This window comes from Nostocoides sp. (assembly GCF_037045025.1).
Taxonomy (GTDB): domain Bacteria; phylum Actinomycetota; class Actinomycetes; order Actinomycetales; family Dermatophilaceae; genus Nostocoides_A.
Map to the genome: position 1 here is coordinate 136,555 of NZ_JBAOHM010000005.1, position 25,770 is coordinate 162,324.

General features: G+C 68.4%; 25 protein-coding genes and 1 pseudogene. 12 read left to right on the forward strand and 14 right to left on the reverse strand.

Translation table 11 applies throughout. The features are described from left to right. The first annotated feature begins 40 nt into the window (after positions 1-40). From thrS to V9G19_RS03065, 3 genes are all read left to right on the forward strand, one after another. The gene (gene thrS, locus V9G19_RS03055) at positions 41-2,038 is read left to right on the forward strand and encodes a threonine--tRNA ligase (protein ID WP_462284023.1); all 1,998 of its coding nucleotides are present in this window, start codon (positions 41-43) and stop codon (positions 2,036-2,038) included. A 38-nt stretch (positions 2,039-2,076) separates the two neighbouring features. Beyond that, positions 2,077-3,000: an SGNH hydrolase domain-containing protein gene (locus tag V9G19_RS03060; RefSeq protein WP_462284024.1), complete on the forward strand. Its 924-nt coding sequence runs from the start codon at positions 2,077-2,079 to the stop codon at positions 2,998-3,000. Between the two features lie 79 nt (positions 3,001-3,079). Beyond that, positions 3,080-4,081, forward strand: coding sequence for a hypothetical protein (locus V9G19_RS03065; protein WP_462284025.1), 1,002 nt, complete (start codon positions 3,080-3,082; stop codon positions 4,079-4,081). A gap of 132 nt (positions 4,082-4,213) precedes the next feature. Here V9G19_RS03065 and V9G19_RS03070 read toward each other — a convergent pair whose 3' ends face one another. Then, on the reverse strand, positions 4,214-5,779 hold the full coding sequence (locus tag V9G19_RS03070; RefSeq protein WP_462284026.1) for a protealysin inhibitor emfourin: 1,566 nt from the start codon (positions 5,777-5,779) through the stop codon (positions 4,214-4,216). Positions 5,780-5,909: 130 nt separating this feature from the next. Between V9G19_RS03070 and V9G19_RS03075 the strand changes: the two genes are divergently transcribed. After that, positions 5,910-6,422, forward strand: a complete 513-nt coding sequence (locus V9G19_RS03075) for an acyl-CoA thioesterase (protein WP_462284027.1) — start codon at positions 5,910-5,912, stop codon at positions 6,420-6,422. Positions 6,423-6,436: 14 nt separating this feature from the next. Here the strand turns inward: V9G19_RS03075 and V9G19_RS03080 are convergent, their stop codons facing one another. From V9G19_RS03080 to dnaA, 5 genes are all read right to left on the reverse strand, one after another. Beyond that, positions 6,437-6,946 carry a DciA family protein gene (locus V9G19_RS03080; protein WP_462284028.1) on the reverse strand — a complete coding sequence of 170 codons (510 nt, stop codon included), beginning with the start codon at positions 6,944-6,946 and terminating at the stop codon, positions 6,437-6,439. Next, a complete protein-coding gene (recF, locus tag V9G19_RS03085; protein ID WP_462284029.1) occupies positions 6,943-8,139 on the reverse strand; it encodes a DNA replication/repair protein RecF in 1,197 nt (398 codons plus the stop codon). Before recF ends, V9G19_RS03080 begins: the two co-directional genes overlap by 4 nt. 30 nt (positions 8,140-8,169) lie before the next feature. Next, positions 8,170-9,216, reverse strand: coding sequence for a phosphogluconate dehydrogenase (NAD(+)-dependent, decarboxylating) (gene gnd, locus V9G19_RS03090; protein WP_462284030.1), 1,047 nt, complete (start codon positions 9,214-9,216; stop codon positions 8,170-8,172). Positions 9,217-9,264: 48 nt separating this feature from the next. Continuing rightward, entirely contained in the window at positions 9,265-10,401 is a 1,137-nt protein-coding gene (gene dnaN / locus V9G19_RS03095; RefSeq protein WP_462284031.1) for a DNA polymerase III subunit beta, read from the reverse strand. A gap of 599 nt (positions 10,402-11,000) precedes the next feature. Then, positions 11,001-12,470: a chromosomal replication initiator protein DnaA gene (gene dnaA, locus V9G19_RS03100; RefSeq protein ID WP_462284032.1), complete on the reverse strand. Its 1,470-nt coding sequence runs from the start codon at positions 12,468-12,470 to the stop codon at positions 11,001-11,003. A 431-nt stretch (positions 12,471-12,901) separates the two neighbouring features. On the opposite strand from dnaA, the gene rpmH reads away from it, so the two are divergent. The 8 genes from rpmH to V9G19_RS03140 all read left to right on the forward strand — a co-directional run bounded on the left by rpmH (position 12,902) and on the right by V9G19_RS03140 (position 18,506). Then, positions 12,902-13,039: a 50S ribosomal protein L34 gene (gene rpmH, locus V9G19_RS03105; RefSeq protein WP_462284033.1), complete on the forward strand. Its 138-nt coding sequence runs from the start codon at positions 12,902-12,904 to the stop codon at positions 13,037-13,039. Between the two features lie 11 nt (positions 13,040-13,050). After that, on the forward strand, positions 13,051-13,413 hold the full coding sequence (rnpA, locus tag V9G19_RS03110; RefSeq protein WP_462284034.1) for a ribonuclease P protein component: 363 nt from the start codon (positions 13,051-13,053) through the stop codon (positions 13,411-13,413). Beyond that, complete coding sequence (gene yidD / locus V9G19_RS03115; RefSeq protein ID WP_462284035.1) at positions 13,410-13,670, forward strand: membrane protein insertion efficiency factor YidD; 261 nt, start codon at positions 13,410-13,412, stop codon at positions 13,668-13,670. Before rnpA ends, yidD begins: the two co-directional genes overlap by 4 nt. 42 nt (positions 13,671-13,712) lie before the next feature. Then, positions 13,713-14,792, forward strand: a complete 1,080-nt coding sequence (yidC, locus tag V9G19_RS03120; protein ID WP_462284036.1) for a membrane protein insertase YidC — start codon at positions 13,713-13,715, stop codon at positions 14,790-14,792. Between the two features lie 73 nt (positions 14,793-14,865). Next, a complete protein-coding gene (locus tag V9G19_RS03125) occupies positions 14,866-15,570 on the forward strand; it encodes a Jag family protein (RefSeq protein WP_462284037.1) in 705 nt (234 codons plus the stop codon). 40 nt (positions 15,571-15,610) lie between these two features. Further along, positions 15,611-16,258: a 16S rRNA (guanine(527)-N(7))-methyltransferase RsmG gene (gene rsmG, locus V9G19_RS03130; protein WP_462284038.1), complete on the forward strand. Its 648-nt coding sequence runs from the start codon at positions 15,611-15,613 to the stop codon at positions 16,256-16,258. A 210-nt stretch (positions 16,259-16,468) separates the two neighbouring features. Further along, the gene (locus V9G19_RS03135; RefSeq protein WP_462284039.1) at positions 16,469-17,395 is read left to right on the forward strand and encodes a ParA family protein; all 927 of its coding nucleotides are present in this window, start codon (positions 16,469-16,471) and stop codon (positions 17,393-17,395) included. Between the two features lie 10 nt (positions 17,396-17,405). Continuing rightward, positions 17,406-18,506, forward strand: coding sequence for a ParB/RepB/Spo0J family partition protein (locus V9G19_RS03140; protein ID WP_462284040.1), 1,101 nt, complete (start codon positions 17,406-17,408; stop codon positions 18,504-18,506). Here the strand turns inward: V9G19_RS03140 and V9G19_RS03145 are convergent. From V9G19_RS03145 to V9G19_RS03180, 8 genes and pseudogenes are all read right to left on the reverse strand, one after another. After that, the gene (locus tag V9G19_RS03145; RefSeq protein ID WP_462284041.1) at positions 18,488-18,700 is read right to left on the reverse strand and encodes a hypothetical protein; all 213 of its coding nucleotides are present in this window, start codon (positions 18,698-18,700) and stop codon (positions 18,488-18,490) included. The two genes, V9G19_RS03140 and V9G19_RS03145, sit on opposite strands and share 19 nt — an antisense overlap. A 261-nt stretch (positions 18,701-18,961) precedes the next feature. Further along, complete coding sequence (gene trxA, locus V9G19_RS03150; protein WP_462284042.1) at positions 18,962-19,291, reverse strand: thioredoxin; 330 nt, start codon at positions 19,289-19,291, stop codon at positions 18,962-18,964. A 32-nt stretch (positions 19,292-19,323) separates the two neighbouring features. Further along, positions 19,324-20,262, reverse strand: coding sequence for a thioredoxin-disulfide reductase (gene trxB, locus V9G19_RS03155; protein WP_462284043.1), 939 nt, complete (start codon positions 20,260-20,262; stop codon positions 19,324-19,326). Between the two features lie 71 nt (positions 20,263-20,333). Further along, a complete protein-coding gene (locus tag V9G19_RS03160) occupies positions 20,334-21,173 on the reverse strand; it encodes a hypothetical protein (RefSeq protein WP_462284044.1) in 840 nt (279 codons plus the stop codon). A gap of 43 nt (positions 21,174-21,216) precedes the next feature. Continuing rightward, the gene (gene sigM, locus V9G19_RS03165) at positions 21,217-21,798 is read right to left on the reverse strand and encodes an RNA polymerase sigma factor SigM (RefSeq protein WP_462284045.1); all 582 of its coding nucleotides are present in this window, start codon (positions 21,796-21,798) and stop codon (positions 21,217-21,219) included. Between the two features lie 11 nt (positions 21,799-21,809). Further along, positions 21,810-23,744, reverse strand: coding sequence for a protein kinase family protein (locus tag V9G19_RS03170; RefSeq protein ID WP_462284046.1), 1,935 nt, complete (start codon positions 23,742-23,744; stop codon positions 21,810-21,812). A gap of 466 nt (positions 23,745-24,210) precedes the next feature. After that, complete coding sequence (locus V9G19_RS03175) at positions 24,211-24,828, reverse strand: transposase (RefSeq protein WP_462284283.1); 618 nt, start codon at positions 24,826-24,828, stop codon at positions 24,211-24,213. After that, a pseudogene (locus V9G19_RS03180) lies at positions 24,795-25,718 on the reverse strand (transposase); the annotation flags it as partial. The gene V9G19_RS03175 and the pseudogene V9G19_RS03180, both read right to left, overlap by 34 nt. Between the last annotated feature and the right edge of the window lie 52 nt (positions 25,719-25,770).

The following is a 25,770-nucleotide window of genomic DNA, read 5'->3' on the forward strand; positions in this document are numbered from 1 at the left end:
CGATCCGCGTCGCCGCCCCCATCGAAAGGGAAATCTCGTCATGTCCGCCGCCCAGCGCCGCTTGACCCTGCCCGCAGCAGCCGCAGTGGTCGACACGTTGACGGCGCAGGACATCCTCCTGAACGGGCCGACCGGAGTGATCGCCGTCAAGACCGACGACGGCGTCGAGCGCGACCTGACCTGGGTCCCGGATGCCGACGTCGAGGTCGAGCTAATCTCGCGCGACTCCCCTGCGGGCCTGGCGATCATCCGCCACTCAACCACGCACATCATGGCCCAGGCGGTCCAGAACCTCTTCCCCTCCGCCCGCCTCGGCATCGGCCCGCCCACTGCCGAGGGCTTCTACTACGACTTCCTCACCGACGGCGGCTTCACCCCCGAGGATCTCGTCGCGCTGGAGGAGGAGATGCGCCGGATCGTCGGCGAGGGACAGCTCTTCCGCCGTCGCGTTCTCGCGAGCGTCGGCGCCGCCGAGGCCGAGGCCGCCGACGAGCCGCTGAAGCAGGAGCTCATCGAGACCCACCCGGTCCCGTGGCGGTTCGCGGGCGACCCATACGGAGATGATGCCCTCTCCTACTACGACAACCTGTCGTATGACGGCGAGCGCAAGTGGACCGACCTGTGCCGCGGCCCGCACGTCCTGGACACCAAGTACCTCGGCGTCTTCACCCTGACCCACGCCGCCGCGGCATACTGGCGCGGGGATGAGAAACGCCAACAGCTGCAACGGATCTATGGCACCGCCTTCCTCGACCGGAAGGCGCTGAAGGCCTACCTCACCGAGCGGGAGGAGCGGCTTAAGCGCGACCACCGCAAGCTCGGCGAGCAGCTCGACCTGTTCACCTTCGATGAGCACATCGGTAAGGGCCTGCCGCTGTGGCTGCCCAATGGCACCATCGTTCGTGACGAGCTGGAGACCTGGGCCCGCGAGACCGAGCGCTCGCTGGGCTACAAGCGGGTGGTCACCCCGCAGCTGGCCAAGGAGGACCTCTACTACCTCTCTGGCCACCTGCCTTATTACACCGAGGACATGTATGCCCCGATCTCCATTGAGGACGAGGTCTACTACCTGCGGCCGATGAACTGCCCGCACCACCACATGGTCTACAAGGCCCGGCCGAAGTCCTATCGGGACCTGCCCTACAAGCTCGGCGAATATGGCACCGTCTACCGCTTCGAGAAGTCCGGCCAGCTCCAGGGCCTGATGCGCACACGCGGCTTCACCCAGAACGACGCCCACATCTATTGCACGCAGGAGCAGGCCGAGGAGCAATTCCTCGAGGTCATGCGGATGCACGAGATGTATTACCAGGGTCTCGGCATCACCGACTTCCACATGGTGCTCGCCGTCCGCGACCCGAACAACACCGACAAGTACCACGACGACGACGAGATGTGGACCACGGCCGAGGCGATCACCCGCGGCGCGATGGAGAAGTCCGGCATCCCGTTCGTCCTCGACGTCGGCGGCGCTGCGCACTACGGGCCCAAAATCGACTTCATCATCAGGTCGGTCACCGGCCGAGAGTTCGCCGCCTCGACCAACCAGGTCGACCTGTTCACCCCGCGCCAGTTCGGCCTGACCTACAAGGCGCCGGATGGCAGCGAGAAGACCCCGGTCGTCATCCACCGCGCGCCGCTGGGCAGCCACGAGCGCTTCGTCGCCTTCTTGACCGAGCACTATGCCGGCGCCTTCCCCTTCTGGCTGGCTCCGGAGCAGATCGTCGTCGTCCCGGTGACGGACACCTTCGATGCGGGTGCTCAGGCCGTCGCCGACGAGTTGTATGCCGCGGGCTTGCGCGCCGCGGCCGACGTCTCGGATGCGCGGATGCAGGCCAAGATTCGCACCCACTCGATGCGCAAGGTCCCGGTGACCATCGTCGTCGGCGGGCGCGAGCTCGAGGAGCGCACCGCCTCGGTGCGGCTGCGCACTGGCGGCTCGTGGACCGCTCCGCTCGCGGACGTCAAGGACTTCCTCCTGGCCGCGCACAAGTATCGGCGCATGACCCTCGAGGCTCCGCCCGCATCGGCGTCGTGAGCCGCCCGGGCCGACACCGTTCCGGCAGCTTGCGGGCAGTGATCGCCCTCGTCCCGGTGCTGCTGGCCCTGGGTTGCTCCGGCCCCGAACCGGGCCCACCCGATCCCGGATTCTCAGCCGCATCCAGCACATCTGCCGACCGCGCGACGGCAAGTCCGGGCAACCCCGACGCCGACCTGCCCGAATCAGTCACCCGCACCGGTCCCTATCATCCGGTCGGGCCGGCCACCTTCACCGACGATCCGGACTACTACGACGACGGCTGCCGATTTCTCGCCGTCGCCACCACCCCCCCAGCACCCGGGACGTGTCACTACGGCGTCTCCGGCGGCACACTGGTGGCGATCGTCGGGGACTCCAAGATCGGGCAATGGATGCCGGCGTTGCAGCGCATCGCCGCCGTTGAGAACTGGGAGCTGCTGTTCTATTCGCGCAGCTCGTGCGCCTTCGCCACCGAAGGAGTCACCGATAGCTGCGCGAGCTTCGCCGGCAAGGTCTTTGCCCGGCTGCGCGATCAGGACCGGCCACGGCTGGTCTTCGTCTCCCACATTGCGCGCTCCGATCCGGTGGTCGCCTCCGAGACCGACCAGTTGACCCAGCTGCACAAGAGTGCGGGCACCCGTGCAGTCGTGGTCGAAGACACCATCCAACCGGGCCGCGAGTCCGTGCCGGCCTGCCTGGCGGCGGCGAGTGACTACTGGCTCGATTGCGCCGTTCGCAAGAACGACGGATCGGGAACGCCTGGGCTGCGCCAGGTGGCCGCGGCGGTCCCGGATGCGCGGCTGATCTCGATGAACGACATCATCTGCCCAACCGCCACCCAGTGCCCCGCTGTGTTGAACCGGATCGCGCTCTACCGGGCCGGCTCCCACCTGACCCGGACGTTCGTCGACGCGGTCGCGCCGATCTTGCATCAACGGCTGATTGACGCCGAGGTGGCATCGGGGCCGGTCCTGCGCTGAGCGGCCCGCGACACTCAGGCGGGGAGCCGCGGTGGTGGCTGCCAAGGTGGTGTCTGCCACGATCCGGCATGATGTGGCGGTGACTTCCCAACGTGCGACCCCAGTGCAGCTGAGTGACCTCATCGGCACGAGCGGCACCGACCTATCCGACGATGGCGCGCCCATCCGGGTCGCCTATCTCGGCGGCATCGGCCGAAGCGGCAGCACGCTCGTCTCACGCACCCTTGACCGTGCCCCGGGTGTCATCGCGGCTGGTGAGCTGACCAACTTGTGGCATCAAAGCGTGTTGCGTGACACCCCATGCGGATGCGGGGTGCCGTTCTCCCAGTGCCCGTATTGGCAGCAGGTCGGCGAATTAGCCTTCGGCGGCTGGGCCAATATCGATGCCGCCGCGATTGCCCGACTGCGGACCCAAGTCGAATTCCTCAAGCAGTTCCCGTTGCTGCTGCGCCCCACTCTGCGACCGGCTTTCGCCGACAAGGTCGAGGTCTACCGGACGATCAACCGGCGGCTCTTCGCCGCCATGCTGCGGGTCGCCGATGCGCAGGTGCTCGTCGACAACTCCAAGCACCCGTCCCGGGCGCTGCTCCTGGCGGGCAGCCCGGGGGTCGACGTGCGGGTGATCCATCTCGTGCGCGCCAGCCACGGGGTGAGCTATTCGTGGGCCAAACGCCAAACCCGCGCCGACTCCCAGCAACAAATGCTGCGGATGCCGGTATGGCGCAGCGCAATTCGCGGCGAGGCCTTCAACGAGGGCTTCGAGTTGCTGCGCCGGCGCGGTGTCCCCACGGTCACCGTCAAGTATGAGGATTTCGTCGCCTCTCCCCGCGATGTGACCGAGAAGATCCTGCGCTTCCTCGATGTCGACCCGGGCGCCCACGGGCTGTCGTTCATCGACGGCGAGACCGTGGACCTGGGCAAGGACCACAGCGTCTGGGGCAACCCCAGCCGGATGCAAAGCGGTCCCACCCGCGTGCGCGCCGATGAGCGGTGGCGGGAGGACATGTCCTCGCGCGACCGCAAGCTGGTCAACCTCCTGACCTGGCGTGGCCGCAGGCGCTACGGCTACCCGGCTGGCTGACCTTCGGCCTCCGGCCCGGGCTCGACCCGCGGCCCCCACGGCGCCGTCGTCAGGGGCGTTGCCTGCGTCGCCGGCATCGGGGCGGGCGAGCGGGCTAACGCTAACCCGCGACCCGAGCGGGCGCCATGCCGGTCAGCCCTCACGCAGGGTCCGCTCGAAGAGGCCCTTGAGGTCGTCCGGCAGATGCTGCTCAGGGATGCGCACATCTAGCTCCGGCTGCGCGCAGGAGACGCCATAGCAGTAGCTGTCGGGATGGGTGAGGTCTTGGCCGCCAAGCGACTGCAGCGTTTGCCGGCCCAGCACCGCTCGCCAGACGCTCGCGTCGTGATGTGACAACTCGTGCAGCGCCACGGTGCGCTGCACGGTGATGCCGGCGAAGCCGCCGGTGCGCTTGACCTCGACGACGGCATTGGCCGGGACGTCGCGGCCCTCGCTGTCGTAATCATCGGGACTGGGCTCGTGGTGGCCGGGCTCCTCGGCAGAGGTGTCGTCGGCGGGAGGGTCGTCGCCAGGAATGTCATCGGCGGCGACCACGACCGGGGCAGCCGCCCCGTCCGCCGCTCCCAACACCCCAACCGCCGTCCATGCGTCGGTCACCGCCCGCAACTGTGCCGAGTCCTCGCCGAAGAGCGTGGCCGCCGCCGCTTGCGTCAGGCCGGCGAAGGTGACGAAATCGCAGTCGGCGGCGATGTCCTTGCCGGTGAGCGCGGCATACCAAATCCGGCCGGGATCTGCCCAGGCGGGCCCGCCGAGCGTCGTCGCAAGCAGATAGAAGGCCTTGTTGGGGATGCCCGAGTTGATATGCACCCCGCCGTGGTCGTCGTCGGTCTCGACGTAGTCGTCCATGTGTCCCGGTTGGGGGTCCTTGCCAAGGATCGGGTTGTCGTAGGCGGTGCCCGGCTCCTTCATCGACCGCAACGCTTGCCCGGCCAGCTCGCCGATCAACAGCTCCGCACCGATCAGCCAGTCCGCGGCGGCGGCGTCGTGGCCGAGCTTGTGCTGCTTGACGAGCGAACCGAAGACGTCGGACATGGACTCGTTGAGAGCCCCGGGCTGGTCCTGGTAGCGCAACCCGGCCGTGTGCTCGGTCACCCCATGGGCCAGCTCATGACCGATGACGTCGAGGCTGGCGGTGAATCGGCCGAAGACCTTGCCGTCACCATCGCCGAAAACCATTTGAGTGCCATCCCAGAAGGCATTGTCGTAGCCGTTCCCGAAATGGACCGTGGCGCGCAGTGGCAGCCCCTTGCCATCCAAGGAGTTGCGCTCGAACGCCTCGGCATAGAGCGTCCAGGTGTCACCGAGACCGGCATAGGCCTCGTCCGCTGCGACATCTCCAGTGACCTCGCCGCCCTCGGCGCGGACCTGGTCTCCGGGCAACTCCTCGGTGTTGTGAGCATCGCAGATCAGCCGGCTGGGACCGCCCTCGATGGTGCTTGCCGGCACGCGTGGTCTGGCCGGTGCCCCATCAGCCGCGCCACGAGCCGACCGGCGATGCTGGTCGACCTGCAAGGCGTGTCGAGCAAGCGCGGCGATCTCGGCGTCACTGGACTCGCTCAGCCGCTCCAGGATGAATGGCGGCACGATGTGGCATCGAGCGGCCTGCCGGCCATCCCCGTGATCCGAGTGGGCGCGGTCTGGGTCGCCGAGGTCTGGGTCGCCGAGGTCTGGGTCAGCGGGGTGAGTGTGTCGCGTCATAGACACAGTCTCAGCCAGACCACCGACAACCGCACGTTCGCGCCACCAACTGGTTTGCCGGCACGGTTGGCAACCGGCTCGAGACTCTGGTGGCATGGACCTCCACACACGTCACGGAGGTGACCCGGTTATGGGGCGATTCCCCGATGAACGGCTCGACCCGCAGAGTTATCCCCCACCCGGCTTGGACCTGCCGGTTCTCTACAACGACATCGATCCCAACGGCCACCTCAACAACGTCGCCTACGGCCGCTTCTTCGAACACGTCCGCGTGCTGCGGCATGACCGGATGAACCTGCACCGGTTGTTCGAGTTGCCCGATCCCTATGTCCTCCTCGTCGCGCAGATAACCATCGATTATCTCGCCGAGTCAGGGATCGGTGAACCGATCCATCTGCGCTGCCGAACGGCTCATGTCGGCACCTCCTCCCTGGTGGAGGAGGCGGCCGCATGGCAGTTCGGCAGCTGCATTGCGCTGGCGACGACCACGGTGGTGTTGCGCCGCGGTGACGTCGCCGCCCCGTGGCCACCCGAGGTCGTGACGGTGCTCGACACCTTCCGCGAGGGCGGCGTTCCGGCCGATCTCGACAGCTTGCCGCACTATCGCGGCCCGGGTGCGCGCCGCAACGACCGCTCCCCGTAGGTGTCTGGTGACCACTACCCGTAGGTGTCCCGTGGCCCGCGGGCATCGGACACTCCGCGTCGCCCGTGCTTCCACGTGGGCGCGGCCGGTCCGGCGATGCGCACATCGGTCACCGTGTCCGGGCCGGTCTCGGCGGCGATTCGGGCGAGCAGCTGGCTGCGCAACAGCTGCAATTGCGTGGCCCACGCCGTCGAGTCGGCCTTGATCGTCAACGCCCCGGATTCGTAGCCGACCGGAGCGCAGTGGGCGGCGATCTCCGGCCCCACGATCTGCGGCCACCGACCCATCACCGCACCGACCTCGAGGTCGAGCTCCCACCCACGATCGGCGACCAGGCGGCTGACGGCATCGCCGAGCGTCGTCGGATCGCGGCCATCTCGCTCAGCGGAGCGACGTGGTGTCCGTGGCGGCGCCGACGCCCGAACGCCGGGGCGCAACCCCTTGGCCGCGGCCGCCGCCCGGGCCCGCGACAACGCCTGCGCCGCCGCATCCGGCTCGGCCGGTGAGTCCCCTGCCGAATTCATGGTGAGGTGGGAGCCAACTCCCCGGCCGCCACACTGCCGCTCGTCACGACGAGCCGGTCACCGTGCAGCACATCCGGGATGTCGTCCTCGACGGCGGCGGTGATGAGGACCTGCTGACAGTCACCAATGAGGGTCGCCAAGCGCCGACGGCGCCCGGAGTCCAGCTCCGCGAAGACGTCATCGAGGACGAGGACCGGATCCTCCCCGAGGTCGTGCCGCAGCAGCTCGTATGCCGCGAGCTTGAGCCCCAGGGCCAGTGACCAGGACTCGCCGTGGCTCGCGTAGCCCTTGGCGGGCATCTCCCCCAAGCGCAACAGCACGTCGTCGCGGTGGGGCCCAACCAGTGAGACCCCGCGCTCGATCTCGTCCGTGCGCGCGGCGGCCACGCTCTCGGTAAAGACACCGCGCAAGCTGTCGATCTCGGGCACGTCGCCGCCGGCGATCGCCGCCGCCGCCTGTTCCAGCAATGAGGAGCGGTAGGTCGCTTGCGCCTCCCCCGCGCCGTCGCTCACCTGCTCGTAGGCGCGCCCGAAATGGCCCCGCAGGTCGCGCAGCAGCCGCAGCCGGGCATAAAGAAGTTGCGACCCGACCTGGGCAAGGTGGTCATCCCAGACATCCAGGGTATGCAGCGCCGCCGCCCGCGCGTCCGGGTCTGCCGCCCGCGCCCGCCCTCGCCGCAAGACCGGCGCCGCCGACTTCAATAACGCGTTGCGCTGCTTGACGATCCGTTCATAGTCCGCGCGCACCGCGGACCATCGCGGCTGCCGCTGCACGAGCAGGTCGTCGACGAATCGGCGCCGCGCCGCCGGGTCGCCCTTGACGAGTGCGAGATCCTCGGGGGCAAAAAGCACCGAGCGAACCGTGCCGAGGGCTTCGCGTGGGCGCGGCAGCGCTGCCCGCCCCAAGCGTGCCCGGTTGGCCTTGCCCGGGTTGATCTCCAGCTCGAGCAGGGTCTGGCGGTGGTCGCGCTCGATCAACCCGCGGACGATGGCCTGCGAGGCCCCAAAGCGCACCAGCGGCGCGTCGGTCGCTACCCGGTGGCTGGCCAGCGCCGCCAGGTAGCCGACCGCCTCGACGAGATTGGTCTTTCCCTGCCCGTTGGCTCCGACGAGGGTCACGACCCCCGGTCCCAAGGCCACCTCGGCCCGCGGATAGCTGCGGAAATCGACCAGGCTCAGGTGCCGGACCAGCACGACGTCCTCTGTCCCCTTGGGCGCCGCCCGTCAGTCCGTGCTGCCGCCGCCGCAGGAGGGACCGGCCGACGCCGCCTCGGCGCCCTTGGCGGCCGCCTCGGGGGCGCTTTGCGGCGGCAGCTCGCCGGCGTGCTCCTTGACCTCGGGAGCGCTCGTGGGGCCGGCAGCGGCCTCGTCGCGCAACCGTTGGCCTTCGGCGATCGTCATCACTTGGTGTCCGCCGAACTGGCCGCGCAAGGCAGCCACGGCCTGCATCGTCGGCGAGGTCAATTGGCGCGAGGCGAATCGGGCAAACAGCGACGCGGAGATCACCGGCATCGGCACCGAGTTGGCGATCGCCTCCTCGACCGTCCACCGACCTTCACCCGAATCGACCGTGTAGTCGGAGACGTCATCGAGCGACGGGTTTTCCTCCAGCGCCTTGACCATGAGGTCCAGCAGCCAGGACCGCACCACGGTCCCTCGCGACCAGGCTTTGAAGGCGCCCGGAACGTTCTTGACGATGTCCTTCTTCTCGAGCAGCTCATAGCCCTCGGCGTAGGCATGCATCAGGCCGTACTCGATGCCGTTGTGCACCATCTTGGTGTAATGGCCGGCGCCGATGTCACCGGCGTGAACGAAGCCCTCGTCGCGAGGACCCTCCGGGCGGAGGGCATCAAAGATCGGCATCGCCAGCTCGACGTGCTCCTCGCGGCCGCCCACCATCAGGCCGTAGCCATTCTCCAGACCCCAGATCCCGCCGGAGACCCCGCAGTCGAGATAGGCGATGCCCTTCTCTGCCAGCAAGGCATCGTTGACGAAGTCTTCGGTGAACCGGCTGTTGCCGCCATCGATCACGAGATCACCGGGCTGAAGGAGATCGGAGAGCTGCCGCACGGTCGAGGAGGTGGGCTCACCGTGCGGCACCATGACCCACACGACACGAGGAGCGTCGAGCGCCTGCACCAGGTCTCCCAACGTGGGGACGTCGGTCACCTCGGGATTGAAGTCGAACCCGACAACCTCATGCCCAGCGCGACGGATGCGCTCGCGCATGTTGCCACCCATCTTGCCGAGCCCGATCAAACCGATCTTCATGCCGTTCTCCTTCTCCGCTGTCGGGTGGGGTCACCTGCGCGAGCCACTCTAAGACGTCAGTCGCACCGGCTGCAGCACATAGCGATAGTTCACCTCGGGCGAACCATCCACCTCGGCCTGTCCGGTGAGCATGGCCGGCTTGAGCGGCTGGGTGAACGATAACCGGGCATACGGCATATGCAGTGCGCCCAGTCCGTCCAGCAGGAAGGCCGGGTTGAAAGCAATCTCCAGGGCGGGCCCCTCGACGCTCGCCTCGACGGCCTCCGACGCCTGGGCGTCCTCCCCGGTGCCGGCCTCGATGGCGACCTGACCGTCGGCGAATCGCAGCCGGATCGGGGTGTTTCGCTCGGCGACCAGAGCCACGCGTTTGACCGCCTCGACCAGCTCGCTCGTCTTGACGACCGCCTCGGTCTCGGAGGAGGTCGGGAAGATCTTGGCTACCTTGGGGTATTCCCCGTCGAGCAACCGGGAGGTGCTATGGCGCTGACCGGCCTCAAACCCGACGAGGCCGTCGCCGCCGGCGGCTTGACCGAGCGCCACGGCAACCGATCCGCCTTGTCCGAGGGCCCGCGCTGTTTCCGCCAGAGTGCGGGCCGGGATCAGCGCGACATGGGAGGCGTCCGGCTCACTGGGGGACCAGGTGAACTCGCGCATCGCGAGCCGATAACGGTCCGTAGCCAAGAAGGTGACTTTCTCGCCCTCGATCTCGACCCGCACGCCGGTCAGGATCGGAAGGGTGTCGCCCCGGTCGGCAGCAATCGCCACCTGAGTGACGGCCTGGGCAAACGTCTGCCCGTCGATGGTGCCGCTCGGAGTCGGCTGGGTCGGCAAGGTGGGGTAGTCGGAGGCGGGCATTTGCAGCAGCGCAAACCGCGACGAGCCGCACGTCACTGCCACCTTGTTGCCGTCGGTCGCGACGTCCACCGGCTTCTCTGCCGGCAACGACCGGGAGATGTCGGACAGCAGGCGGCCGAGGACCAGGGCCGTTCCCGCCTCGGTGACATCGGCTGGCACTGTCACCCGCGCAGAGACCTCGTAGTCGAAGGCCGACAGGGTCACGGTTCCATCCGTTCCCGCCTCGAGCAGCACGCCGGCCAGCACAGGCACAGCTGGACGAACCGGCAGGCCTCGCGCGACCCAGGTCACGGCGTCGGCGAGGACATCACGGTCCATGCGGAACTTCACGGCAGACCACCTCTGGCTGACACATGCGCAGGCTCGATGGGCCCGCACCGGAAGGACAACCTACCGCGAGCGCGCGGCGGATTGCCGAGCGTAGCCGTCGGCGTGCGCCCTGGGAAGCCGAGCAACGAGACGGCTCTGTTGTCCCCAGGCATGATCGGGTCGAGCCTGATCTGCGAAGAGGTCTCATCGGAGTCATCGGGGGTGTGCAATCTGTGGATAACCCCCAGAGATGCAGGTCAGCGCGCATCGTGCCGGTGGTTGGCAGGTGGGGAGGAAGATCCCGGCGACCCCGCCGGGGTGTGGACGACGAGGCGAGATCCCCAAGGTGCAGCAGCGGCGGTGGACAACTCCTGCCGGTTATACACCGGGAGATCCCACCCACGGATCGGTTATCCACAGGGTGCTCTGCCACGTCCGGGTGCGCGCGCGGAGTATCGAGCTTCTTGTCCCCAGGATTATCCCCAGTATGTGGACAACGGCGCGCGACTCGGCCCGGGAGCATTGATGGGCGCGGTGTCGCCGGTGCGTCTGCCAGGTCACAACCGGATTACGCGCTATACACGGACTGTGGACAGGCCTGTGGACGAGCGTTGCTCGGCTCAGCCGGATTGCTGTTTGATCCGGTTGGTCAGCTCGGTGACCTGGTTGTAGATCGCGCGCCGTTCGGCCATCAGCTGTCGGATCTTCTTGTCGGCGTGCATGACCGTGGTGTGGTCACGTCCGCCGAACTGCTGCCCGATCTTGGGTAGCGACAGATCGGTCAACTCGCGGCATAGATACATCGCGATCTGGCGCGCTGTTACCAGAACCCGAGAGCGGCTGGCTCCCTGCAGGTCTTCGATGGTCAATCCGAAGTAGGCCGCGGTCTGAGCGATGATCGTCGCTGCGGAGATGTGGTTGGCACTCTCGACCGGCATCAGATCGCGCAGGACGATCTGGGTGAGGGAGAGGTCCACCGGCTGACGATTGAGGTTGGCGAAGGCCGTCACCCGGATCAGGGCGCCCTCGAGCTCGCGGATATTGGTGGAGATCCTGCTGGCGATGTATTCGAGAACGTCGGCCGGCACACTGAGCCGCTCCTGCAGCGCCTTCTTGCCGAGGATGGCCATCCGGGTCTCGAGGTCGGGGGGCTGGACGTCAGTGAGCAGACCCCACTCGAAGCGCGAGACCATCCGCTCCTCGAAGGCACTCAGCTGTTTGGGATGGACATCGCTGGTGATGACGACCTGCTTGTTGGCGTTGTGCAACGTGTTGAACGTGTGGAAGAACTCCTCTTGGGTCTGCACCTTGCCCGACAGGAACTGAATGTCGTCAATCAACAACACGTCGACTTCGCGATAGCGGCGCTGGAAGTTGGCGGCGCGGTCGTCGCGGATGCTGTTGATGAAGTCGTTGGTGAACTCTTCGGAGTTGACATAGCGCACTTTGACGTGCGGGTAGAGGCTGCGGGCGTAGTGACCGATGGCGTGCAGCAGGTGGGTCTTGCCCAAACCGGACTCGCCATAGATGAACAGCGGGTTGTAGGCCTTGGCGGGCGCTTCGGCGACCGCAACGGCGGCCGCGTGGGCAAACCGGTTGCTCGCTCCGATGACGAAGGTGTCGAAGACGTACTTGGGGTTGAGCCGGGTGACATCGACCTTCTCGGGTTGGCTGTCGGGGCGGCTGCTCGCGCTCGCTCGGGTGCCTCGGGGCTGGTCGAGCTGGCCGCTGTCCAAGTCGTCGAACAAGGTGGCGGGTGTCCGGGCGGCAAAGGGAGAGGGCTCAGCGGCATACGGCTCGACCTCGGTGAGGGCGTCCTCAACGTCCAGGCTGGGATCGACAGTGACAGCGAGGTTGACCGGATGCTCCAGCTGCGCCGCGAGCGCCTGCTCGACAGGAACGCGGATTCGCTGCTCGAGCATGGTTTTGGCGAAGTCGCTCGGGACGGCGATGAGCGCGGTTCCGTCGAGGAGACCCTTCAGCTGGGCGCCGACGAGGAAGGCACGGTGCTGGGCCGAGATGCCATCCGCATCGAGCCGAACGAGAACATCGGCCCAGATGGCGGCACGATCGAGTTGACGCTCGCTCACCCTGGCCCTTTCCTCCTCCCCGCCGTCGCGCTGGGTCGCCACTGTCCACAGCGCTGTCCACAGGCTGTGGGAAATCTGCCAGGCCACTCCCGAGGCGCCGACGCTAACACGGCGACAGCCCCGGATAGCCGCGCGCTGGACGGCCAATTAAACCCCGATCGAGCATCGATTTCGACTCGCTCGGCGTGTCGGCCCGGATGTGCCGTGTGTCGGACGCCATACTGTGCGGCTTGCCCGCGACCGACGAGTACAGTTTGACCCTCTCGACCTGGCTGCCGTACCGTTGTGTCTCGGCCTATCGGCCGTTTTCGCATGCCCACGGCGCCCGCCGTGGGTTTCCGATTGCGGCCGAGGGGCATCCTTTTGTGCCAGCATCCGGCAGCGGTCGACAGCCCCGACCGTGACCGGCGACCTAGCGGAAGTGGACCAACGTGAGCAAGCGCACCTTCCAGCCCAACAATCGGCGTCGCGCCAAGACGCACGGTTTCCGCCACCGGATGAGCACCCGCGCCGGCCGGGCAATCATCGCTGCCCGGCGCCGCAAGGGCCGCGCCGAGCTGTCCGCCTGACGCCTCCGGTCGTGCTGCCGGCCACCCATCGGCTGCGGACCCCATCCCAATTCGCCGCGGTCGTGCGCGGCCCCGGCGCCCGCCGTCACGGGTCTCGCTTGCTCGTCGTGCACACCCTGTGTCCGCCCGACCGCGGGGACGCCCCGAGTCGAGTGGGTTTCGTCGTATCCACGTCCGTCGGCAACGCGGTCGTGCGCAATCGCGTCAAGCGGCGACTGCGGCAGCTGTGCAGCGCACGCCTGGAGCGGCTCGGGACCGGGGTCGATGTCGTCGTGCGGGCCACACCGGCCGCGGCCACGGCGAGCAGTGGCGACCTGGGCGCCGCTCTGGACCGGGCATGGGATCGACTGGCGCCCAGCGGATGCCCGCAATGACTCTCGGTCAGCTGCTTGCTCAGCCGTTGGTGGGATTGATCCGCGCCTATCAGCTGCTGATCTCTCCGCTGACGCCGCCGAGTTGCCGCTACTACCCATCCTGTTCCGCGTATGCCGTGACCGCGTTGCGACGCTTCGGCCTGGTGCGCGGCGGCTGGCTGGCGGCACGTCGCCTCGCGCGCTGCCATCCGTGGGCTCCGGGAGGGGTCGACCACGTTCCCGAGCGGGATCCGGCGAGGTTGCGAGACACGTCATGACCACCGCCGAACTTCCGACCGCCGCCACCAGTTAGGACGAGCATGGGCGACTTCTTCAACAATGTGCTGTACCCGATCGAGTGGATCGTTGCGTGGATCATGTACGGCTTCCACGCGGCGCTCTCGGCGATCGGGATGCCGGAGGCGTCCGGGTGGACGTGGGGTTTGTCCATCGTCGGCCTGGTCATCGTCATGCGGGCGCTCATGATTCCCCTCTTCGTCAAACAGATCCACGCTTCCAGGAAGATGCAGACCATCAGCCCGGAGCTGCAGAAGATCCAGGCGAAGTACAAGGGCAAGACCGACCCCGAGTCGCGTCAGAAGATGACGCAAGAAACGATGGAGCTGTATCGGACGGCCGGCACCAATCCGTTCTCCTCGTGTCTGCCCATCCTGGCTCAGTCGCCCTTCTTCTTCGGGCTCTTCCGGGTGCTGAACGGACTGGAGAGCATCGCGACCGGCCGTCGCGAGGGGATCGGCCCGATCACTCGACAAGTCGCCAGCCAGGCAGAGCAGGCCCAGCTCTTCGGGGCGCAGCTCTCCGACAAGTTCATCGGCGCCGAAACACTGAGCACCAAAGTTGTGACCGTCGTGCTGATCATCTTGATGTCAGTGACGACCTTCACGACCCAGCGCCAGCTGATGACCAAGAACATGCCGGCGTCGGCCCTGGACAACCCGTTCGCCAGGCAGCAGAAGGTTCTGCTCTATGTATTGCCGATTTTCTTTGCGATCTCCGGTGTCAACTTCCCCATCGGCGTGCTCATCTACTGGTTCGTCACCAACGTCTGGTCGATGTGCCAACAGTTCTATGTCATCCGGCGCATGCCAGCACCTGGCTCCCTGGCAGAGCAGGCACTGCACGACCGCCGCCGGCGCAAGGGACTGGACGTTCCTGCGGCCCCGGACGCGGCGGGTAAGGGCGGCAAGAACACGGCGTCCGGCTCGACCGTGGCCGACGACACGGCAGGACGCCCCAAGCCGGGCGGCCAGCGCCAGCAGCCCAAACGCAAGGGCCGCAGCGGCCCCCGCTCGGCCAAGCTGGGCTCGCCCGGATCCCGGCCGCCCACGACGCCGCCGGATCGCACGCAGCCCAAGGACTGCGAGCCGACGGATTCCTAACCGGAGTTCTGTAACGACCAGTTGAGTGGCCCGGCCGTCCCGATGCGGTTCGGCCGGATTGAGGAGAAAGCACATGACGCACCCGGCCAATCCGCACCCCGATAGCGAGTCGGTGCCATCGGAGGATGGCGCGGTCTCCACTCCCGATGCCGTGGCGGACAACACCGGCAGCGTGCCAGGCGATGACGGATCGCTCATGGCGGACTCGGCGGCGACCACGCCCCTCGCGGATGCCGATGGGGAGGTCGAGAACGAAGACGACGAGGACAACTCCGGGAGCGAGGACCCGGCCTCTCGCGGCGGCGGTCGCCGGCGGGCCCTGGAGCGGGAAGGAGAGGTGGCCGCCGACTTCTTGGAGACCCTGCTTGACATCGCCGATCTTGACGGCGACATCGACCTGGACATCGACGGGGATCGCGCAGCGGTCGCCGTGGTGGACTCGGACGAGGGACGAGTTCCCCGCCGCCTGGTCGGCCCCGAAGGAAAGGTCTTGGAGGCACTTCAGGAATTGACCCGGCTGGCCGTCCAATCGGTCACCGGTGAACGTTCTCGGCTGATGCTCGACGTCGCCGGCTTCCGGGCCGAGCGACGCGCGGCCTTGGTGACGATTGCCAAGGCGGCGATCGAGGAGTGCAAGGCGAGCGGCGGGGACGTCAACCTGGAGCCGATGACCGCGTTCGAGCGCAAGGTCGTCCATGACGAGGTCCTCGCGGCCGGGCTGTCGTCGCAGTCCAGCGGCGTCGAGCCGCGGCGGTATGTCGTTGTCTCTCCCGGGTGACACCGGTCGATCGCTGGGGGATACGCCGGAAGCGGCGCGTGTGCTGTTCGGCGATCGGCTGCCGCAGGCGGTCGCCTTTGCCGAGCAGCTTGCGGGAACCGGAACCCGCCACGGCCTGATCGGGCCGCGGGAGATCCCTCGGCTGTGGGAGCGGCACATCCTCAATTGCGCCGTCGTTGCCGAGGCGATGCCCGCGCCTGGGGTTCGGGTGATCGATGTCGGGTCGGGAGCCGGACTCCCGGGGGTGACGCTGGCAGTGGCGAGGCCGGATCTGGACGTTCATCTGGTGGAGCCAATGCAGCGGCGGGTGGACTGGTTGCAGGAGTGCCTGCGGGTCGTGCACCTGCCGAACGTCACGATCCATCGGGCGCGCGCCGAGGAACTCCACGGCCGCCTTGACGGCGCGTACGTGACCGCGCGCGCGGTGGCCCGATTGCCGGTTCTGCTGGGCTGGTGTGCCCCGCTCGTCGTTGCCGGGGGCGCGATTGTCGCCATGAAGGGAAGCAGCGCGGCGGTCGAGCTGGACGAAGCGCGCAGGCAGCTACGGCGACTGCAGTTGATCGAACCACCGGATGGGGCGATCCGCGCCGTCGGAGCTGACGTCCTGGAGGTGCCGACGCGCGTGGTCGTTTTAACCAAGATCGGTGGCCCTCGGCTGACATCGGGTGTCGATCGTGGCACGGGCTGACGTGGTCGTCGCTCGGGGCTGGGGTGACGTCGGAGGAGTGATCAGTCGCGTAGAATTTGACGGTCGTCGTGGCCGCGGGTGCAATCGACACGGGATTCGAGGAGAGATGTTTCACGTGAAACGCCGGGGTCGACGGGCCGGTCCGTGACTGTTTCACGTGAAACGAGACCGAGACCCCTTCCGGCGCCACCGCGACCGCGCGTCATCGCGGTGTCCAACCAAAAGGGCGGCGTCGGCAAGACGACGACCGCCGTCAACGTGGCTGCCGCCCTCGCCGAGGGTGGCCTCCCCGTTCTCGTCATCGATCTTGACCCCCAGGGAAATGCCAGCACGGCGCTAGGAATGAACCCACACTCCGCGGATCAGCTGGGGATTTATGACGTCCTGATCGATGGCGTCCCGCTGATCCGCACGGTGCAGGCATGTCCGCACGTCCCGACGCTCTGGTGTGCGCCCGCAACGGTCGACCTCGCCGGTGCCGACATCGAACTGGTCACCCGCGACACCCGCGAGCACCTCCTTCGCGTGGCCATCGATGGCCTCCGCAGTCGGCTGCTGCAGTTCCGCCGGGCGACGCCCGAATACGTCATCATCGATTGCCCACCAAGCCTTGGTCTGCTCACGATCAACGCCCTGACGGCCGCCGATGACATCCTCATCCCCATTCAGTGCGAGTACTACGCGCTGGAGGGTCTCACCCAGCTGATGCGAACGGTCTCACTCGTCCGGGCCGGACTCAATCCGCGTCTCGAGCTGTGCGCGATCCTGCTGACGATGTTTGACGGGCGCACCCGGCTGGCGGCGCAGGTGGCCGACGAAGTGCGCCAACACTTTCCCGGTCGGGTCCTCACCCGGACCATCCCGCGCAGCGTGCGGATCTCCGAAGCCCCGTCCTACGGTCAGACGGTGCTGACGTACGACCCCGGCGGGGTGGGCGCGTTCGCCTATCGGGAGGCGGCGGCGGAACTCGCCCACCGCTTGGCCGCCGGCTCCGGAGACCGTCCAGCACGTCACGCCGATCCCGATCCGGCCGCGGGCTCGGGGACAATCGACCCGCAGGGAAGCCACGCACCGCGGTCGGCAGCTGCCGACTCGGGCATGTCCGACTCGCGCACGGATGGAGACGAGCTGAAATGACGGACAGCGCATGACCGAGCGACGTCGAGGCCTCGGCCGCGGCCTGGGTGCCCTGATCCCGATGGCCCCGCCCGGCGCCGAGCCGCGGCCGATCGATGTCTACTTCCCGGCGGAGGAGGTGGATGCGCCCGCACCACCGACCACGCCGTGGGAGCCATCCGACGATGTCCGGCACGACCATGCGACGCCACCGGGTGCGGGCGAGAGGACCCACTCCGAGAACGCGCACGATGAGCACGCCGACCCAGAAGTCGGCGACCACAGCAGCGCGGTGTCCGGCCCTGCGGTGGCGCTCGTCCCCGTCCCCGGGGCACGCTTCACCGAACTCGCGGTCGACGCTATCGTCGCCAACCCGCGCCAGCCGCGGACCATCTTCGATGACGACGAGTTGGCCGAACTGACCTTCAGCGTCAAGGAGATCGGCGTTCTTCAGCCGATTGTCGTGCGGCCGCAAGGCGATAATTACGAACTCGTCATGGGCGAGCGGCGTCTGCGCGCCGCCAAGGCCGCGGGGCTCGAGCGAATCCCCGCGATCGTCCGGGACACCGACGATGATGCCCTCCTTCGGGATGCGCTCTTGGAGAACCTGCACCGTAGCCAGCTAAATCCGCTCGAGGAGGCCGCGGCATACCGTCAGCTCCTCGACGACTTCGCCTGCACCCAGGAAGAACTAGCCGCCCGGATCGGCCGCTCCCGCCCGCAGGTGAGCAATACCTTGCGGCTGCTTCGGTTGCCGCCGCTGGTGGCTCGCCGGGTCGCCGCCGGGGTGTTGTCCGCAGGTCACGCACGGGCCCTGCTCGGCCTCACCGACGGTGCTGCGATGGAGCGGCTCGCGGGGCGGATCGTGGCCGAAGGTCTGTCTGTCCGCACGGTCGAGGAGATCGTCGCCCTCGGCGAGGAGACCTCGCAGCGGCCCGGGCCACCGGCGCCCCGCGGCGGCCGCACGGCCGCTCCCGAACTGCTGGGATTGGCGAACGGGCTTTCGGACTTCCTGGACACCCGGGCCTCGATCTCGCTGGGGAAGCACAAGGGACGGGTGACGATCGAGTTCGCCGGCGTCGACGACCTCCATCGCATCCTCGACGCGATCGGCTACCGAGCGCCCGAGTAAGCGATCCTGGGGCCCAGGCTGGCGGCCAACCAGAGCGCCACCACGGCGAACATCACGCGCTGGACGAGGCCCGCGATCGAGGGGATCCCCATCATCAGGGCCGGCCCGGCGAGGACCGGCACCAGGGCGGCCGTCGCGAGCGGATCCAGACGCGGCCAGCTTGCACCGGCAGCGGCGAGCAGTGCTCCCCTCATGCCAAATGCCGACCACCGCAGACGCAATGGAATGCAGCAGATCCTTTGGGCCGCCGACTCGGAAACGGTCTGACGGATGAGGTTGTAGCCGGTCGGCAGGAAAGAGGGGGCGACAGCGATCAGGGCCCCCCCCAACCCATTACCCCAAGGGCCATCACGCGGCGCCACTTCGGCACCCGTTGGTGCTCTGTCGCGATCACCACAGGGTTGGTGAGGCTAAGGGGCGTCCCGGCGGTGTGGGAGTCAGCCGATGTGTGGGAGTCAGCCGATGAACGGCTCGAGTTCGCGCAGCAGCTTCGGCTTCGGCATGGCCCCCACCAACGACTTGACCACCTCGCCGCCGACGACGACATGCAGCGTGGGGATGCTCGTGATGCCGTACTTGCCGGTGACGGCGGGGTTCTCGTCGGTGTTGAGCTTGGCGACGCTCAACTTGTCGGCGTAGTCCCTGGCGATCTCTTCAAGCACGGGGGCAACCGCCCGGCAGGGACCGCACCAGGGTGCCCAGAAGTCCACAAGGACCGGCTTGTCGCTCTGGATGACGTCGCGCTCATAGGTTGCGTCGGTTGTGACAATGGTGCTTCCGGTCATGGCTAGGTCCTTATCGGTGAGTCGTGAAATCCTCAGTGGGACAGGAATTTTTCGGCGTCGAGAGAGGCGGCGCAGCCACTGCCGGCGGCGGTGATCGCCTGCCGGTAGCGGTGGTCGACCAGGTCACCGCAGGCGAAGACGCCGGGGACATTGGTCAGCGTGGTGCGCCCGTCGACGAGGACATATCCCTCATCGTCGAGGTCGACAACACCCTTGACCAGGTCGTTGCGCGGGTCGTGGCCGATCGCGACGAACATTCCGGTGACGGCGAGTTCGCGCTCTTGACCGGTGACCGTGTCGCGGAGCGTGACGCCGGTGAGTTTGTCCTGTCCGTGCACCGCCGCGACGGCGCTGTTCCAGGCGAAGGAGATTTTGTCGTTGGCAAACGCGCGATCGGCCATGATTTTACTTGCCCGCAGCTCATCGCGCCGGTGAACGATAGTGACCGACCGGGCGAACTTGGTCAAGAAGGTCGCCTCCTCGATGGCGGAGTCCCCGCCGCCGACGACGATGATGTCTTGATCACGGAAGAAGAAGCCGTCACAGGTAGCGCACCAGCTGACGCCGTGCCCGGACAGGCGCTTCTCGTCGGGCAGTCCGAGCTCGCGATAGGCCGAGCCCATAGCCAGGATGACCGCCCGCGCGTGGGAGGTCTGACCCTCACCCGAGGTCACGCTCTTAAGTTCGCCGGTGAGGTCGACTCCGGTCACGTCGTCGGTGATGATGTCGGCGCCGAATCGTTCGGCTTGGGCACGCATCGCGAACATCAAGTCGGGGCCCATGATGCCCTTCTCGAACCCCGGGAAGTTCTCCACCTCGGTGGTGTTCATGAGGGCGCCACCGGCGGTCACTGCGCCTTCGAAGAGAAGTGGGCGCAGGTTGGCGCGGGCGGCATAGATGGCCGCTGTGTAGCCGGCCGGACCCGAGCCGATGATGATGACGGATCGCGTGGTCGAGTCGTCGGACGACACCAAGATCAACCCCTAGGGCAGGTATGCGGAGCCAGCGCCAGCCGGGCCGGCGATGGTCGGTCAAACCGATCCTAGGATGACTTTGTTCCCGTGTTCACGCTGACCGGCCCGGCGAGCCGATCGGTGCCGTCGGCGCCACAGGTGGGCGCGACGAGGTTGGCCGTCCAGGTTCCCGGGCGGGCGGCATACGCGATGAGGATTGCTGGCGCACCGGCATAGCTGCCGGACTCCACCCGAACTGTGGCCGCGGCTGGTGCACCGAGTCGCTCGGCGCACACACGCACCCATTCGGTGCCCAAGCCTGTCGAGCCGGCGTGCAGATCGCCGGTGTTGGTCGGCACCGATTCGACCAGTCGGCTGGCGTCGTCGGCCAGTGCACCGAGGGTGAACGCGCGGAGCGAAACCTCAGCCCGGCCCGCGGGCGGTGCCGCCGTCGAATCTGTCGTGGTGGGCGCGGCCTTGCCCTGCATTGCGTCCGACTGTGACCCACCGTCGGCCGCGGCCGAGGTTTCGCCTGCCATGTCGCCGGCACCGGCCGACAGCGACCCGCTCTTGAGCATGCCGCTCACCACCGCCCCGCCGCCCGCCACGACAATGGCGGCAGCGGCTGCCGGGAGCAACCATCTCGGCGGACCCGTCAGCCGCCGACGCGGGATATGGGCGCCGAGCCGGCGCTCGGAGCGGGGCGGTAGGGGCGGCACCCTGCCCGCCTCCACCTGCCGCCCGGCGGTCTCGGTGCGCGCGGCCGCCTCGGCGGCCAAGCTCGCGCGGATACGCGTGACGACATCGGGAGGCATCGGTCCCGGATCGGGCAGGGCACCCAACAGCGCCCGCATCCCGGTCGGGTCGTCATCGAACGAGCTGGGGTCGTCCTCGAACGAGACGGTGCCGTCTTCGGGGCCCGTGGTCACCGGATTCTCCCTGGTCGTGTGATTGATCTGACGAGGTGGGACGTCATCGGCCACCGTCCGGTTCCATCGGGGCAGGCCGCGGTTCCACGCCCGGCCGCAACAACTGCGCGAGCGCCGCCCGGCCACGGCTGCACCGGGACTTGACCGTCCCCTCGGCCACACCCAAGATCGCGGCCGCCTCCGCAACTGGGACGGCATGCATGTCGACCAGGACGAGCGCGGCCCGCTGAGCTTCCGGGAGCGCGGCCAGCGCCGCGTGGACGTCGAGGCGCGTCTCGAGGTTGCCGGTGTCGTCGCGGCCATCGCCGAGGTCGCGCTCGGGCAGCTGGGCGGTCGGCCGCTGCCGTCGCAGGCGATCGAGGCAGGCGTTGACGACGATGCGGTGCAGCCAGGTCGTCACCGCGGCGTCGCCGCGGTAGGAATCGCTGCGCCGGAAGGCGGAGATGAAGGCGTCCTGGACGGCGTCTGAGGCGAGTTCGCGGTCCCCGCAGGTGCGCATGGCGACGGCCCACATCCGGTCCTTGTGCCGGCGGAAGATCTCGCCGAAAGCGTCCGGGTCGCCGGCCGTGTGCAGCGCCATCAGCTCGCGATCGCTGTGGTCGGCCAGGTCAGCGCGAGGAGTCATGGGCGGGGGGATCACCCGGTGAGGACGATCTCGGCGAGCGCCGAACGGTAGCGGCCGTCAGGCTGTTGCGGGGCGTCGGTGAACCACACGATCACAAACCGACCCGGCGTCCGGCCGCCGGTCTCGACGGTTACCCAGTTCGTCCCGTTGCCCACGCCCGAGCCGATCTTGGTGGCTCCGTCCAGCCCCGGATCGTTGCTGATGTAGAGATCAAAGGGCGATGCGGTCGGCACGATCAGGCGGGCCTCGCGCGGAGTGACGACCTGCCCCATGTCGAGCAGGACACCGACGCCGTCCTTCAGGCCGGAGAAGCGCGGATTCTCGTATCCCTCGGTCTGCCAAGAACTCGTCGGGTCCTCGTCGTAGACCCGGGGCGCGAGGTCGTTGTTCTCGCTCTTGTCGTTGCCGTCCGGGTCGTAGCCGGTGGCGCTCACGATTCCGAGCGCTTCACCGGACCCGGGCGCGCTGCTCGTCGGTGCCACGCTGACACTCGGCTGGGGGCGGGCGCTGCTGCCGCCGAGGATGGACTCGATGTCGGTGTGCGAGCCGATCTTGGACACGCCGATCGCCGCGAGGAAGCCGGCGATCGCCACGACCGCCGCGAACACGACGAGAACCAGCCGGCGCTGCGCGGGCGATGGTGGGGCCCCGGCCTCGGCCGGCAGCAACGGTGCCGGAGACTCGTAGCCGCCGGCGGCCTGGGTCTCGGAGAGCCCCACCCGGCTGCGGTCCTCCTCCTCCCGCATGGCCGCCTTGAACGAACGCCGCTCGGACAAGGCAGCGCCGGCCCGGGTCGAAGCGGTCTTGGTCAGTCCGCCGAGGCGCGAGGTCAGGGCCGCGGTGGCGGCGCCGGCCCGGCCGGCAACGACTCCCACGCGCCCGGATGCTGCGCTCGGGCCCTCGGCTGGGGCACTGCTGACGCTGGCCGGCTCGGCCGGCGGCCCGTCGGTGTCGGAATCGGCTCCGGGCTCGGTTGTGCTTGTCGTTGGCGTCGAGGCCGGAAGGGGTGCGGTCAGTGGTTCCGGTGACGCCGCGACGGCCGGGGTTGGCGAACGGTCGGGCGGCACCGAGCGTGGGTGAGTGGCGATCAACTCCTCCGGATCGCTCTCGTCGCCAGCTGGGCCCGCGACAGCCGCAGCCGAGTCAGGATCAGCGGAGTCGGCGACATCCCTAAGACCGAGAGAGGTGCCGGTGAGCGGGGGCCACGGCGCAATCTGCGCGGCGTAGTCGCCAGGGCTGGAGGGGCCCAGGCCCTCACTGAACGTCTGCCGACAGATCGTGTCGAGATCGGTGGGAACGCCGACGGCGATCTCGGACGGCCGCGGAACGCCTCCGAACACGCGCGGTGCCGCCGCCAGGCCGGTGTCGCCTCCGTGCGGCCACCTCCCGGTCAACCCGGCATAGGCGAGGGAGACCAGACCCTGGGCGTCGCGGCGCAGGGCCCGGGGGCCGCCGATGTGGTCTTGTCCCGCAAGCGCTGCTTCGGTCGCGAGCCCGGCGAGCTTAACCGACCCATCCGGCAGGCGGATGACCGATTCGGGCGTGAGGAAAAGGTGGTGCAGGCCACGCCGCTGCGCGGCATCCAACCCGGTGGCAGCCTCTCCGGTCAGCCGACGAACCTCGCTGGCGGCCAGCCCACCGCGACCGGCCAGCTGCGCCAACGTCTGGCCGCCCTCGAGGGCCTCCTCGACGAAGAAGACATGCGCGCCGTCCGTGCCCGCGTCGAGGATCCGCACCACCCGGGGATTGTGGATGCCGGTGGTCCGTCGCGCCGCATCGAGCACCGCCGGCGCCTGCGGATTGGCTGCGGGCAAGACGTGCAACACAACCGGGGCTCCACTCGCCGCGTCGATCCCGGCCCAGGACTGCGCACCGGCTCGCTCGCCGAGCAGTCGCTGGGCGGTATAGCGACCGCCGAGGACGGCTGCGGGGGCAAGGGTTGGCACCGGCTCTCTCCTGCGGATCAGGCGTCCCGGCGGACGCGACGGCGCCGCCATCCTAGTTCGGTCGGCCGCGCCCTCGCCGGTGGCACGCTGACGGCGCCCCGACCGGTTGGGTCAGCAAATCTGTCGGGATGCACTCAAGACTGGACTAAGCGCGCTTGAATACAGGGTCAAGCACTCAGGCGAGGAACGCCTCTACGCGTGGCGAAGTTGTCAAGGTCAGCCCTAAACTGATCGAGCGTCGCGAGCGTGTAAAGGCCATCGATCTCGCCAGTGTCCCAGAAGTCCCAGATGCGCTTCAGACCCGGATCCGCGAGTAGCTTGCGTGTGGGTTGGGCGGCCAGTGAACGGCGGATAGATTTTGTGTTGTGGCAGTGTGTATTTGGGTGCGGGCAGCGCGGATGGCCCGGTGGCGCTCGGGTGGGCGGGTCTTCGGGGTCCTGGGTCGTCGGGGCAGGGGCGCGGCGGGTTAGGCCGCGGTGGGTAAGGCCCGGATCCGGGCCAGGACGGTGGGCAGGAGTTGCTGTCCGGGTGGCAGCCGCAGGATCAGCTGGCGGCCGTGGCGGACTATGCGGGCGGGCACGCAGAGCAGTTCGTGGCGTAGGCGGGCGCCGTGGGCGCGGTGACGCTGGTCGATCCCGGTCAGGGCTTGCAGCAGAACGGAGATGTTCCCGGCGAGCAGGGCAGCCCACATCCACACCGTGTTGATGGCGTGGTCGCCCGAGGGCAGATGCCGCAGCGCGGCCCCGAGTTTGGCTTCCCGGATCCGGTCCTCAATGTCGGTGCGGCGGCGGAACCAGGACTCGACCTGCGTGATCGAGGCAACCGGTGCGGCCGCCTCACCCGGCTCCGCCGGCTCCGCGGCTCGGCCGGCTCGGCCGGCTCGGTGGGGTTGGCCGGGTGGTCGTTGGCGGGGATATTGGTGACGATGAAGGAGACCGCGTGGGCGTGGGTGGCCGCGCCCTCCAACGCCAGGGCGAGTTGGTTCGTCTCGATGGTGCGTCGACGCCGTGAGCGCGGGTCGTCGGAGATGTCCTCGGCCTCGATGCGGACCCGGCGCACGATGGTGTACGTGTGCGGCGGCCACCCCTGCGGGGCGTAGTCGACCGCGGCGACCTGCGCGCCGGGCATCCCGCTCGCCGCCGCATCCCAGGCGTCCTCGGTGATGGCGGCGTAGGCGCGCCACATCGCGGTGTTCCGTTTCGCGGCGATGGCGAAGTCACACCCGGCCTCCACCGCGGCGTGGGCCAGGTCGGCGGTGAAGTAGCCGGCATCCGCGCGCACCCGCAACCGATCCCAGTCGGCCGCGGCCGAGCGGATGTCCTCGGGGATCCCGGCCAGGAGCCGGCGCAGCAGGTCAGCGGCCCGGGGCCTCACATCCTCATTCCCCGCGAGCAACTCCGCGGCCAGGGTCAGCCCGGCCTCGGCCCAGGTCCCCAGATGCGGACGGCCCGCGCGCTGACCGTGATAGTTGTAGGCCACGCCCTGCTTCGTCGGCCCGTACACCTCCACATCGGTGGAATCCAAGTCCACCGTCACCGCCGCCGCCAACACCGCCCGGCGGGACGCCGGCAACAACCCGACCGCATGACCGGTCAGGTCCGCGACCGCACTCTCCAGGCCGGCCAGCTGCGCCGGCCCGAACCGGCGGGCCAACCCCGCCGCCGTGGTCGAGGCCAACACCGGCACCGCCGACAACGCGGACCCGGCCACATCCTGGCGCTGCCGGTCCAACGCGGCCAGCACATCCCCGCCGAGCAACTGGCACTGCGCCAGCGACACCAGCACCTGCCCGCCCGTCGCGCCCCGCTCCCGCTCCTTGATCGCACCGATCCCCCGGTCCAGGCGCCCGACCAGATCCAGTTTCTCGATGAACTCCGCGAGCGCTGCCACCCCCGAGATCCCGGTCAACGACGGATCCGGCGCGCCGATCCGCACCCGCTTCCGAACCCGGCCACGACCACGTACTCTCTTCATCGACAAGGTGCTTCTCCTAGCTGGACGATCGAAGGCTTCGTAACCCCGATTC